This is a genomic window from Mesorhizobium sp. AR10, assembly GCF_024746795.1.
In the GTDB taxonomy this organism is placed as follows: domain Bacteria; phylum Pseudomonadota; class Alphaproteobacteria; order Rhizobiales; family Rhizobiaceae; genus Mesorhizobium.
This window is the reverse complement of sequence record NZ_CP080523.1, coordinates 602,280-614,563: the sequence shown is the minus strand read 5'-3', so window position 1 is coordinate 614,563 and position 12,284 is coordinate 602,280. Positions and strand designations below refer to the sequence as shown.

Annotated in this window: 6 protein-coding genes and 5 pseudogenes; 6 read left to right on the top strand and 5 right to left on the bottom strand. The window is 58.4% G+C overall.

The window, feature by feature from the left end; genetic code table 11:
* The first annotated feature begins 76 nt into the window (after positions 1-76).
* Positions 77-499 (top strand): hypothetical protein, encoded by a 423-nt coding sequence (locus tag LHFGNBLO_RS02875; RefSeq protein ID WP_258600005.1) that lies wholly within the window; start codon positions 77-79, stop codon positions 497-499.
* 356 nt (positions 500-855) lie between these two features.
* Here the strand turns inward: LHFGNBLO_RS02875 and LHFGNBLO_RS02870 are convergent, their stop codons facing one another.
* Positions 856-1,248, bottom strand: coding sequence for a DUF309 domain-containing protein (locus LHFGNBLO_RS02870; RefSeq protein ID WP_258600004.1), 393 nt, complete (start codon positions 1,246-1,248; stop codon positions 856-858).
* Positions 1,249-1,310: 62 nt separating this feature from the next.
* Here LHFGNBLO_RS02870 and LHFGNBLO_RS02865 point away from each other — a divergent pair.
* Positions 1,311-2,961, top strand: a pseudogene (locus LHFGNBLO_RS02865) (MFS transporter).
* A gap of 243 nt (positions 2,962-3,204) precedes the next feature.
* Here LHFGNBLO_RS02865 and LHFGNBLO_RS02860 read toward each other — a convergent pair.
* A pseudogene (locus tag LHFGNBLO_RS02860) lies at positions 3,205-3,309 on the bottom strand (IS3 family transposase); the annotation flags it as partial.
* A gap of 230 nt (positions 3,310-3,539) precedes the next feature.
* On the opposite strand from LHFGNBLO_RS02860, the pseudogene LHFGNBLO_RS02855 reads away from it, so the two are divergent.
* The 3 genes and pseudogenes from LHFGNBLO_RS02855 to LHFGNBLO_RS02845 form a co-directional block, all read left to right on the top strand.
* Positions 3,540-3,881: pseudogene (locus LHFGNBLO_RS02855) on the top strand (carbonic anhydrase family protein); the annotation flags it as partial.
* A gap of 162 nt (positions 3,882-4,043) precedes the next feature.
* A complete protein-coding gene (locus LHFGNBLO_RS02850) occupies positions 4,044-5,588 on the top strand; it encodes a Fic family protein (protein ID WP_258600003.1) in 1,545 nt (514 codons plus the stop codon).
* A 686-nt stretch (positions 5,589-6,274) separates the two neighbouring features.
* Positions 6,275-7,335, top strand: a pseudogene (locus LHFGNBLO_RS02845) (site-specific integrase).
* Positions 7,336-7,551: 216 nt separating this feature from the next.
* Here the strand turns inward: LHFGNBLO_RS02845 and LHFGNBLO_RS02840 are convergent.
* Positions 7,552-9,222, bottom strand: a complete 1,671-nt coding sequence (locus LHFGNBLO_RS02840; protein ID WP_258600001.1) for an AAA family ATPase — start codon at positions 9,220-9,222, stop codon at positions 7,552-7,554.
* A 253-nt stretch (positions 9,223-9,475) separates the two neighbouring features.
* Positions 9,476-10,726, bottom strand: coding sequence for an IS256 family transposase (locus LHFGNBLO_RS02835; RefSeq protein ID WP_258600489.1), 1,251 nt, complete (start codon positions 10,724-10,726; stop codon positions 9,476-9,478).
* Positions 10,727-10,940: 214 nt separating this feature from the next.
* On the opposite strand from LHFGNBLO_RS02835, the pseudogene LHFGNBLO_RS02830 reads away from it, so the two are divergent.
* Positions 10,941-11,659 (top strand): annotated as a pseudogene (locus LHFGNBLO_RS02830) (IS5 family transposase).
* Here the strand turns inward: LHFGNBLO_RS02830 and LHFGNBLO_RS02825 are convergent.
* On the bottom strand, positions 11,575-12,051 hold the full coding sequence (locus tag LHFGNBLO_RS02825) for a hypothetical protein (protein WP_258600000.1): 477 nt from the start codon (positions 12,049-12,051) through the stop codon (positions 11,575-11,577). The pseudogene LHFGNBLO_RS02830 and the gene LHFGNBLO_RS02825 sit on opposite strands and share 85 nt — an antisense overlap.
* Positions 12,052-12,284: the final 233 nt, after the last annotated feature.

Sequence of the window (12,284 nt, the reverse complement as noted above, 5' to 3'; positions counted from 1 at the left end):
GCGTGGCGGCGGGTGGACGAAAGCGTGCGCTCCGCCTAGAGGACACTCGCAACTCCCCTAAGTCCGCGAGATCACTATGAGGCAGCCGCAGCGACCCTTTGTCGTCGAGATCAAACAGAAGCGTGGGCTGGTGAAGCGGCCACAGTCGATCTGGGGCGGCATCGACCTGGCTGCCATCGCGAACGAAGTCGCGGAAGCGAAGACGGAAGGTGCGATCGCCAAAGCGACGCCGCAGCCGACTTTTTCCGAAGATCTTCGTTCTCAGCCCGTGCCAACCACGAGCGAAGCGGTATCCGACGCCAAGGACGTGATCATGCCCGACGGATCGTCTCCTAAGCCGCCGACGGTTGAGGAAGCGCTGGTTCCTGAGGCACCGACCGCACTGACGGGAGGCAGACGAACCCGCAAGTTAAAGCGGTGGCAGAAAGATGTTCCTTTGCCGCGAGGTCAGCGATGGAAGCGGCGCCTGCCTTGGGTGCTCCGCCAGATCCGGGCCTAGCGGTAGATAGACCGCTCCAGATTGAAACTGCCCTTGTCACTGTTCATGACAATCGGCAGCTCATCCAGCTAACGAAGAGCCGCCCTGTCAGCCGCTCTCGGATTTGGGTGCGAGGATGAAATCGAAGACTGGCTGAGGCGGTTGGCCCGGCATCGGCTCTCGCAAAACAACCGGGAGAGTTGTGGCCGCTTCGGCTTCGACCGCGAGGGCGGCGGGTTTCATTCCAATTGCGGCCTCAAAGAGCCGGCTCGGCAGAAGCGCCACCTGACGAAAGAGCGCTGCAGCTCTTGCGGCATGGCGCGCGGCAGCGACCCGCTTTCCCTGGCGGATCTTCACCCCGGCCGCCGCCAATAGGATCAATCCCTTGAAGAACAGGGATGCTGGGCGCTTTGTTTCGCAGCATGCCATAGAGGCTCCCAAGCCTCATGAGCTTCCCAGTAATAGCCGTGGTTGAAAAGGTCGATTCCTCGGAACACGTTTGAGCTGAGTGATTCCTCGACCGTAACAACAGTCCCCGGATCGCTTTGGTAACTGTGACCCAACGGGTCGCGGACCGGATGTGAATGTTTGCCAGGCAGGTATGCGTAGTCCGGGAAATTCTTTTCGCGAGGACGTGACATAGACCCAGCAATCATGAAAGCGCGTTGGCGGCAATTCCAGATGAAGTAATCGCTTGCGCCAGAGTGCCAGCGGTAAAGAAATATCTTGCGCTGCCCCGACAAAATGCGCTCATGGTGCCATTCCTCCATGGGCACGTGCGCCGGGAGGGCACCTCTAAAACGACCGATAGACCGAGGGAGGGCTCAACCCAATGAGCAGGGTGCCGCGCGCAGATGCGAGTCCAGCTTCGTCGGCGACATTTGCGCCGCTCGAAAATGCGACCTTTCGATCGATCTGGCTTGGCATTCCAGGTCGCCAGCCTTGGCTGGCTAATTCAAACTGTCGCCATCAGTTGGCTGATGGCGACCATCTCGACTTCGGACGTGATGGTCGCCTTGGTTCAGGCTTCGACGACACTCCCCATATTCGTCCTGTCGATCATCGCCGGGGCCCTGGCGGACAATTACAGCCGCCGCAATCTCATGTTCGCTGGCTGGTGCATGATAGCGTTGTCCTCGGCGATGCTGACTGTTCTTGCGGCCCTCGGGATTTTCAATCCATGGATGGTTCTTGCCTTCAGCTGTTTGGCCGGAGCGGGCGCCGCTTTCACCGATCCTGCTTGACACGCGTCGGTGGGCGATATCTTACGAAAACGCGAAGTCCCAGCCGCGGTCACGCTCATCTCGGTTGGATACAACGCCATTCGAAGCGTCGGCCCGGCGCTCGGTGGCATCGTCGTTGCCTCCTTTGGACCTCTGACAGCTTTCGCTGTGGCGACACTGACCTATGTAGCACTGCTGTGGACCATAGGGCGCCGCAAATGGGATGTTAGCACCTCACCTCTCCCGCGCGAGCCTTTGACCACCGCCATCCATGACGGAGCGCGCTTCACGGCCCTGTCGGCGGAGATCAAGGCGGCAATCGCGCGTGGAGCGCTTTTTGGCCTGACCAGCATCTCCATACTCGCGCTGCTGCCTCTCGTTGCCCGCGATCAACTAGGGGGAGGACCAATCGTTTATGGTGTCCTGATGGCCGGCTTCGGGACGGGCGCCTTGTGCGTCGGCATTTGCAACAATGTCTTGAGGCGGTCGCTGTCCCAGGAGCGGCTGACAACACTGGCATGCATTGCCTGTGCGGCGTGCTGTCTATCTCTTGCTCTCACTACTTCAGTGGCGGTGGCGGCTATTGCGCTGGCGCTCGGCGGCGCGGGCTGGGTCGTCACCTGGACGGGGCTCGACGTGAGTGTCCAATTGGCAAGCCCAAGGTGGGTCGTCGGTCGCACGCTCTCGATCCACTATGCCCTCTCGTCTGGCGGTATCGCGGCCGGCAGCTGGCTGTGGGGCTCAGTGGCTGAGACCTATTCGCTTACCTTGTCCCTCGAGGTTTCCGCTGGAGCGCTGGTAATGGTCGCGGCCACCGGCTTCCTGATGCCTATCCGTCAATGGCAGGACTCTGATCAGGATCCTTTTGGCTTCGAAACGCCACAGCTCGCTCTCGACCTGAAGCCGAGAAGCGGGCCGATCGTCGTCAAGATCGAGTACTCAATACCGGAGGCAAACGTCGAAGCTTTCCTGGACCGGATGCAGGAACGACGGCGAGTGCAAAGCCGCGTCGGTGCTCGGCACTGGAACCTCCAGCGCGATCTTCAGGATCCTTTGCTTTGGACAGAAACCTTCCGCACGCCGACCTGGATAGACTATTTGCGGCTGAATCATCGCCTGACGACGGCGGACAAGGCGTTGGACCAACATCTGCTCGAATTGAACATGGCAAATCCGCCTCGTACCAAGCTTTCGATTGAACGACCGACCGTGGCAACCCAGAGGCGGGATCAATCGACGCGATTTTTCTTCCGGCTGTGAACGCAGGGTTTGGGCCGGTAGGGCTTGGTGGGCGCGGCGGCATGATCGCTTGTGGTCCGCGAATGGTTGGAAGTAAGCCAAACCGATGAGAAACAGGTGTTCCGCAACACCTGTGCGGCCGTGGCGCTGGGTTACCCCGGTTACGAGGCGCGCGCTATGACCTGCAGTTGGAAGCGACTATCCCGGACGCCGAAGAAATGGTTCTTTCCGAGTGCCATCAGCGCAACCGCGGTCTTGCGAAGTGACGCGCCGGCCTAGCCGGCGCAGTTGCGCGGTCACCCTGCGATAGCCGTAGCGGCCCTTGTGGCTGTCGAAGATAGCCTTGATCGCCTCCTTCAGCGCCGCATGAGTCGCCGCGTCAACTCCATGGTCCGACGCCGCACTCGCGTAGCTTTCATCTCCGCTCAGATACTTATCGACAACTGATCGCTTGAAACTCGCACTGTGTCTGGACATGCAAAACCCCGAAGGTTGTGTCCAACTTTCGGAGGGCAGTTCATTGACGGGGCTTCTTTGTTCAGCGACTGTGCTCAACCTTCAGGAAGTCGGAACAGCTGACGAGCAACCTCCCTTCTCCAAAGCAAGCGAGCTCGAGCGGGCTCGGCGTGCTTGGCGTGTTCCTGACACCGGGTGCGAAAAACGAGGCACTTGCAAGCCTCGCGGCAGCTTTCCCGGCTAAGGCTGTCGCCAAGGCCTTGGTTGAGGATGTGGATCCGAACGGTCTCCTACCCGCCTCGCTGGCCTATTGGAGCTACGAGGGCTCGCTGACGACGCCGCCATGCTCGGAGATCGTCGACTGGATGGTGGCACGCGAGCCGCTGCAGGTTGGCGCCGACATCGACAAGTTCACCGCGCTTTACCCGATGAATGCGCGGCCGGTCCTGGCGCCGAACCGCCGTTTCATCCTGACCACGAGCTGACAGACGTTAGGGGCTGGAGGACAAATCAGCGGTCCTATGCAAATGCCTGGGAATCTGTTTTCGGCGAAATTCGTCTTGTAGGACCAATTTTCGCGTCGTAAGATCATTCTTCATGGTTTTGGCTAACTTGAAACCAAAATTCGAGCGAAGGGTCCGATTTTCATGGCTGCAGCGCAGCAGCACCAATTTTCAGGACCTGTTATCGTTTTTCAGGAAATACGCCTTCCGGAGACCGCGACCCCGGCCGGATACAGCGCCCTGATAGGAGCCTACGGGCTCGCCGTTCCCTTGCCTCGCACGTTGTCCGCCATTGGCGAGCATCATCGAATTACTGAATGGGACGGCTGGAGGATCATGACGCCCCGCCATGCCCCACATCCAACCGTCGAAGGCCACCTTACCTTCGCGCTCAAGTACGAGGGGCTCGACCTTGCCGTCCTCAAGCGGCTGTTCCAGGTCACCGGTCCCGTACCGATCGAGGCGTTGGTCCGTGAACGCCCAACCGGCAGTTATGCCCGCCGCATCTGGTTTCTATATGAATGGCTGACGGGCGCGCGTCTCGATCTGCCCGACGCGGATGCCGGACGCTACGTTCCGGTTGTCGATCCCGAGTTGCAATGGTCCGGACCCGTGAAGACCGCTTCGCGCTACCGCATAAGGGACAATCTCCCAGGCACGCCTGAGTTCTGCCCTCTGGTGTTCCGCACCAAGGCTCTCGAAAAATTCATTGGCCTTGAACTGCCGAGGCGGGCGGAGGCAATCGTAGCGGACGTGCCGCGCGACCTCCTTGCTCGGACCGCCGCCTTTCTTTTGCTCAAAGACTCGCGATCAAGCTACGCGATCGAGGGCGAGCGCCCGCCGCAAGACCGAATCCAACGCTGGGGCCGCGCCATCGGCGAAGCCGGCCGCCAACCGATCGATCGCGATGAGCTGCTGCGTCTGCAAAGAATTGTACTCGGCGATGCCCGTTTCGTGAGACTTGGCTTCCGAAAGGAAGGAGGCTTCGTCGGCCAGCATGACCGAGATAATCGCATGCCCCTGCCCGATCACATCAGCGCTCGGCCTGAGGACCTGCCGCGGCTCATCGATGGGATGGTGGCCTTCGATCAAGGCCCAGCGCAAAACCTTGATGCAGTTATCGCCGCCGCAATCCTCGCCTTCGGCTTTGTCTACATCCACCCGTTCGAGGACGGAAACGGCCGCATTCACCGCTACCTAATCCACCATGTCCTTGCCATGTACGGCTTCAATCCGTCGGGAGTGGTGTTTCCCGTCTCGGCCGCGATCCTGGACCGGATCGACGAGTACAGGCGGGTGCTCGAGAGTTATTCGCAGCGCCTTCTGCCATTGGTCGAATGGGAACCGACGCCTCAATTCAACGTCCGGGTGCTGAATGACACGGGGGATTTCTATCGATTCTTCGATGCAACCCCACACGCCGAATTCCTCTATGCCTGCGTTCAGCGGACGATCGAACGAGACCTTCCCGAGGAATCCGCTTTTCTGCAGCGCTACGATCGATTCCGGCAACAGGTGGATGCCTTTATCGACATGCCCGAACGTCTGACCGATCTGCTCTTCCGTTTCCTTCACCAGAATGGTGGTCATCTGTCGAACCGCGCCCGCGAAAACGAATTCGCCGCACTGACCAATGACGAGGCAGGGCGGATCGAGGCGATCTACGCGCGAACCTTTGGTATCGATTGAAGGCGTGATCATCATAACGATCGATCTTTAGTCCGGCGGTTTGGCGATCCCCTTCCCTCTCTTGGTCCGAGGCGTGATTTGTGGCCGACATGCACGAGCTTTCCGTCCCAGTTTTTTCCGCCGGCCAAATGCGCTTCACAAAATATAGCACCGTCCCGTTCAATCAGAGTCATTCATCCGAGCGGCAAAGGGGGTGGGATACGGCTGGCTTTCGCGGCGCAGTGACCCGTTGAACCTGATCCAGTTCATACTGCTGCTAGAGACGGCACAAACGCTTTGCGGGAGTTACGCCCGAGGTCCTGTTTGGGCAGGGTCGACCAAAGCGTCTTTTCATCCTTCCGGCATCGATCTGGGTCTCCAATGCATGAGCAAAGGAGCTCAATGAGTGCCATCATCCCTACCGTGTCCACGGGGCCGCTGCCGGCCTCGAGGTAGGTCCACAGACCTACCCGGCTTGATCCACCAGCAGATCAGGGTGCCGGTGCGCAAAATTTCTGTCTATCCGACGGCCGGCGAGCCGCCCGTCCATCATGGGTGCAATAGCCAGTCTATGACCTTGATTTTTCAGCATTTTTTCTTTAACATCAAATCGTTAGAACCTGCCGAGTGCACACGAATTTACGCCAGAATACGACCCTTTTCGCCACGTTTCGATCTCTCAGTGCACACGGAGCGCACACGAAAAAATGGCCACCTACACTAAACTCTCGTCCGGTTCCTGGCGTGTCCAAGTCCGTCGCAAAGGTCGTTACGTCAGCGAGACCTTCCTGCGCCGAGACGATGCACGGCGCTGGGCAACCGACGCCGAGCGCCAAGTCGATCGCGGCGAGACGCCGACCAAGTCCCGCATAACGCGCCAAAAAACTTTCGGCGAACTCATCGACCTTCATATCGACGACATGTGCGATGTAGGCAAGTCCCCTCGCCGCTCCAAGGCGGCAGCCCTCGATATGCTCCAAAGACACCTGGGGAAGTGCAACATTTCTGCACTCGATCGTGAACGGCTCATTCGCTTTGGTCGTGATAGAGCTGCCCAAGGTGCCGGGCCGATGACTCTCGGTATCGACATTGGCTTTGTGAAACTTATCCTGTCTCATGCTGCCGCGGTGCACGGCCTGCCCGTCAAGGTCGAACCGGTTGATCTCGCGCGTATCGCGCTAAAGAGGCTTGGCCTCGTTGGGAAAGGCCATCAGCGCGACAGGCGGCCGACGCAGGATGAACTCGATAGGCTGATCGCTCACTTCGACGCAAACCCTCGTCAAATGGCGCCAGTTAGCCAGATCATACGTTTCGCTGTTGCAACCGCGATGCGCCAGGAGGAAATCTGCAAGGTGCGTTGGTCCGACTTGGAATCTCGCACGCGAATGCTTCTTATCCGTGACCGGAAAGACCCTCGAAACAAGAGCGGCAACAATCAGCGCATACCGCTATTCGCGGCAACCGGATACGATGCGTGGGCCATAGTCGAGCAGCAGCGGGCAAAACGCAGCAATGACGACGATCGGATTTTCCCATTCAATCATAGGTCAGTCGGCATTCCTTTCGTCGAGGATGCGCTGACCTGGGCATTCACGACCTCCATTTTCATGACTTGCGCCACGAAGGGACGAGCCGGCTTTTCGAAGCTGGATTCACGATTGAACAAGTGGCGCTGGTTACAGGCCACAAGGATTGGAAGATGCTTCGGCGGTATACGCATCTCAAGCCTGAAATGCTTCACACTGTTCGCACATCAAGAGCAGCGTAAGATAGGTTCCGTGTACAGGAAAGAGTCCATTCACCGGTATTCTAAACGCAAATCCAATTGACGGCTGCAGCTAAGATCATGCTGCTTCGAGCACAGGCTAGAATGCTTCCACCGTTGAAACACCGAATGTCCGCCCCATGCCTTCGGAGCATTCTTGAAAGTGCCGTTCAGTTGGTTGCACCGGCATCTCAGCTTTGATCGGTCAGTGCGCCGCGATTAGGCAAGGGCGCTCACGTCACCATAAAGTTTGCGCAGATGCTCATCCGACATATCTAGGATTGGCTCGTACATAAAAGCATTGAGGTGGATGTTTTCCGGGGTCATCAAGACCACCTTGTCGAGCACCTTCACGGAGGGATCGCCACCAAACTGTGCCGCATAGCGCTTGGGAAGCTTTGGCGTCTGATTCTGGGAAATTGCCGAGAGGAACGACGGATCGTTGATCTTGCCAGCCATGAATTGTTCCGCCTTTAGCCGGATGGCGATAGAGAGCACGATTTTGTTCTCAAAGTTAGCGCCATCAGGGGCCACCAGACACTCGCCAGCCGCAGCGTACATCCCGTTGACGACTGAGCCCGTGCGGTCACCAGTTGGAACCTGCGCTAACCCAAACAAACCCTGATATATCCCGTCCAGCTCTGCCTCCGTGATCATTGCCGTGTCGGCCCTCCAATGAAGCAGCGAGGTCAGTTTGAGATAGCCCGCATCTCCATCTCCCTTCGTGAATTCAATCAGGTTCCGCATGAACGGGACGGAAGCGATCCGCTTTTTTGCGTCGTCGAAGAAGTGAGCTTTCCAGTCGTTAACGAATACGTTGTCGATACCGGCTGCTTTTGCCAACGTGATGCCGTCGCTGTTGCGTGAAACCATCAGGCAATTTCCGTAACCAACGAAGCGGCTCTTGATAGTCCGGAAGAAATCGAAATTATGAGTTAGGATGACCTGCTGAAAGCCATCGCCCTCAGCGACGTCCTTCAGGTATTGAATGATGGCATACTTGTTCTTGTAGTCGAAGGAATCCGCCACATCGTCAACGACCATCAGAGTGGCCTGGTTCGCTTCCTGGCGGACGCGAATATCGAAGATGATATTGAGGATGTAGAGTGCCTTTTTCTCGCCCGTGCTGAGCGTAGCAAGCAGATCAGCGTGCTCCACTGACGCAGTATCCGCCCCGTCCTCAAATGTGAATCCTACGCTGAGGATCGGTTCCTGGCCGAGCACAACCTCCGTGAAATTCTTAGGCACCAGCTTGAACGGCACGAAGAAGCGGTCGTTGAAGATCTCGATCACGTCCGCCCACTGCGTCCGTTCCTTTGCAGCCTCAGCTTCAATCTCGCCACGCCGCTTCTCCGCTGCCTGGTACTTTTCGATCACGTCCTTATAGAGATCCAGGAACGTGAACAGGTAGCTCTTCCAGACCTCTTCCTTAAAAGCCGGCATGTTTGCCAAGTGGGGCAGCAGGTCCTCGTTGTCGGTTACGTAGGTCTCAAACTGCCGGACGTTGACATTTTTGGTGATCAGCTTTTCAACCGCCGCGAACTTCTTCCGTAGGTCTGGATCGTTGTTGATCGCCTCCTTTTCTTTGTCCACCAGCTCCTGCAGCTGCTTCTCGGTTGTAATCTCAAGCTTCGCTCCTGAGTTAAGATTGATGGAGTGCTTGGCCTTGAAAAAACCGTTGTCAGCCAAATTTTTCGCGATTTCCGAGGCATTGTAGTAAGTGAACGTGCCCTTCCTGAAGTACGTCGATTTTGCTATCAGCTGGTTGTACTGCTTGATGTAATTTTCGATGCTAGCCTTCACATTTGCGTTGTCCAGCAAGGCTAAAACCTTGTCATCAAAGATAACGTCATATTTGACCGTGGCAAACGGTGCGGTCTTCTGCTTCAAGAGCTCATCCTGAACGCGCAACAGTGCCTTGTAAAATTGGTCCACGCCAGGCGTGAAGGTCGAAGATATCTCGCGCCCCAGATCTTTCTTCGAGCCTGTGTGCTGTTTCAGAGGCTGTTTGGAAAATCGGATTTGAGGGGTTTCGTTTGCGCATGAAGTCTGATTCAGAGCGTGGATGTGGACCGAACAGGGTGCCGTAGCGGGTCGTGTTGGAATTCGGCGGAGCAGCCTCCGGTAGGTTAAGATTATCGGCTCATGCGGCGAGGTCAATCTGCTGATCGCGTGGCTTCGTAGGAAGCGTCTGCCAGCCGTCGATCTTTCGCATCGAGATTTGACCGGACGCCATCAACGCCCAGAACAACATTGCCGCGGTTTCGGCCGAAGGCAGAACGGTCTGGGTCTTGATGCGCCGCTTGAACTCCTCATGCAGACGCTCAATCGCGTTTGTTGTTCTGGCGCTTTTCCATTGGCTCGGCGGCAGCCGGGTGAAGGCGAAGAGACGCTCGCCGGCCTCCTCCAGGCTATCGGCCACCGCCCGGCACTTGAGCCGCCATTTGCGCAGGAACGCCTTGCGGCGGCTCTCGATCTCCTCCGGCGTGGCCGCGTAGATCATGTCGGTGTAATCGGCGCTGATCTCCTCATGCAGCCGCTCGGGAGCATGGGCAAGCAGATTCCTGTGCTTGTGAACCGTGCATCTCTGCACCGGCACCCCGTCCCACAGCGCGGCGATCGCCCTGTCCAAGCCAGGTGCGCCATCGACCATGAGAAACTCAGGTCGGCGCAGGCCGCGCCCGACGAGATCGTCGAGAATGGCCCGCCAGGCCTCCGTCGTCTCGCCACCCATATTCTTGACCGCGAGCAGGATCTTCTGGCCGTCCGCGCGCACACCGATGACCACGAGCAGCGAGATCGAGGTCGCTTTGCGGTCGAGCCTGACACGAACCACCGTCCCGTCGAGGATCAGGCGCACGATCGGCTCGTCGGCCAGAGAGCGGGCATTCCAGGCGTCCCAGTCCGTCTTCACCTTGCGCCAGGTGCGGCTGACGACGTCCTTGCCGATCGCGCCGCCGAACAGCGCGGCGAGCGCACGCCGCACGCGCCTGGTGTTCGTGCCCGCCAGGTAGCTCGACGCGATCAGCGCGTCGGCGGCCATCGTGCGCCGCTGATAGGCGCGCAAGGCCTTGCTCTTCCATTCCACCGTCTTGTCCTCGCCGGCATCGAGGCGCGCCCGCGGAACCGTGAGCTCGGTGGTGCCGAAGGTCCCCGTCAGCGTGCGCGTCCGGCTGCCGTGGCGGTGGCCGGCGACACCGGTGGTCTCATCACTGCGCGCCGCCGGCTGCCGGCCATAACGGGGACGGGCAAGCACCGCGTCCAGCTCGGTCTCGAGCATCGTCTCGATGAAGCCGCGCACCCGCTCGCGCAGGCCAGCTTCAATCGGATCAAACCAGTTGTCGAAAAGATAGCTCGTCGCCTCATCCCCAGGATGAACGGCTTCCGCATTCATGGTAGTCCTTGTCATGGCGTAGTCTCCTGTCCGGCGCTCTAACGCCGGATGATTCGAGGTTTGACACCCCGGAGACTACGCCAACTCACAATTCCAACCACTCCTGCGACGGCACCCCGAACAGAGCCGTGGCCGTGTTGCCAAGATCGCGCGTAAGACGAAGCGTTATCCGTGTGATCTGACAGATGAGGAATGGGAGCGGATCGCGCCACTGATGCCGGTTCCTGGTCGGCGTGGGCGTCCCCGCGAGGTGGATTTTCGGGAGGTAATCAACGCGGTGCGCTATCTGGTGCGCTCAGGCTGTGGGTGGCGGATGTTGCCCATTCATTTTGGGCCGTGGCAGACGGTCTATAGCTGGTTCCGCGAGTTGGCACGGCGCTTCCTTTTTCAGACGATCCACGACGTGGAACTGATGCTCGACCGCGAGCGGCAGGGTCGCGAACCTTCACCCAGCGCTGGTGTGATTGATAGTCAGTCGATCAAGGCACCCCATGCAAAAGCACGAGGCTACGACGCGGGTAAGAAGATCGTTGGCGCAAGCGCCATATTGCGGTCGATACGGACGGACGGCTCCTGATGGTCAACCTGACCACCGCTGACATCTCCGACAGCGCGGGTGCGCAGGCGATACTCGACGGCATCCGCAAACGCTGGCCGTGGGTCAAGCATCTCTTCGCCGACGGGGCCTATGACCGGCTCAAGCTGATGGATAAGGCCTGCTATCTCGACTTCATCGTCGAGATCATCCGCCGCTCCGACGACCAGAAAGGCTTCAAGGTTCTACCGCGTCGCTGGGTCGTCGAACGGACGTTCGGATGGATGATCCGGTGGCGACGCCTCGTGCGCGATTACGAGCAGCGCATCGATGTCTCGCAGGCCATGATCCTCGTCGCCATGGGCGGCATCATGCTACGCAGAAACGCCCATCCGTGATTTTCCAAACCGACTCTCAGGGCCGCGAGTAGCCGCTGCCTGGCGTCTTCAAAGCCAAGATTAAGCTTTTCGTACTCCGCGCGAAGCTTGCTGTTCACCAGCAAAGTGGACGTCTTCTCGCTGTGGCCGAATGCTTCCTCGTAAGGAAGCACGACCATGACGCTTTCCGGCGGAAGCGCGTTGCCCTTTTCGTCGGTAACCATTCGTTTGTTGATACGGTCTTTGAATATCCGGTCACCACTGTCTTTGCCATCAGCGATATCTTGGAATGTTTTGGCCAATGATGACTTCATTGCACCGTTTGGCGCATAGATCGCGATCGCGTTCGTCTTACCAAAATCTAGATCGGCTTTCAGTTTCTTGATCCCGTAACAATGTTCGAGATCTAGCAACCCTTTTCCAACACTAACCCCTCCGCACGTAACCGACGGCAAAAGTGCCACGAACGTGTCTCGGTGGGAATGATGGTATGCGTTATTTTTCGGCTGTGCCTGCGCAAGTTCGAAGCGAACGATCAGCACTTCAGGGATTGAGGTCCCGAAACCCGTACTCGGAGGGCTGCGACCTCGGTAGGCGGGCTACAGCAACGTCAAACGAGGCAACCCTTTCGTGACTACTCGCCGAA

Bases quoted from the DNA above. Each gene is read 5' to 3' on its own strand.
- LHFGNBLO_RS02875 (WP_258600005.1), top strand. From the start codon at position 77: ATGAGGCAGCCGCAGCGACCCTTTGTCGTCGAGATCAAACAGAAGCGT.
- LHFGNBLO_RS02870 (WP_258600004.1), bottom strand. From the start codon at position 1,248: ATGGAGGAATGGCACCATGAGCGCATTTTGTCGGGGCAGCGCAAGATA.
- LHFGNBLO_RS02850 (WP_258600003.1), top strand. From the start codon at position 4,044: ATGGCTGCAGCGCAGCAGCACCAATTTTCAGGACCTGTTATCGTTTTT.
- LHFGNBLO_RS02835 (WP_258600489.1), bottom strand. From the start codon at position 10,726: ATGAATGCGGAAGCCGTTCATCCTGGGGATGAGGCGACGAGCTATCTT.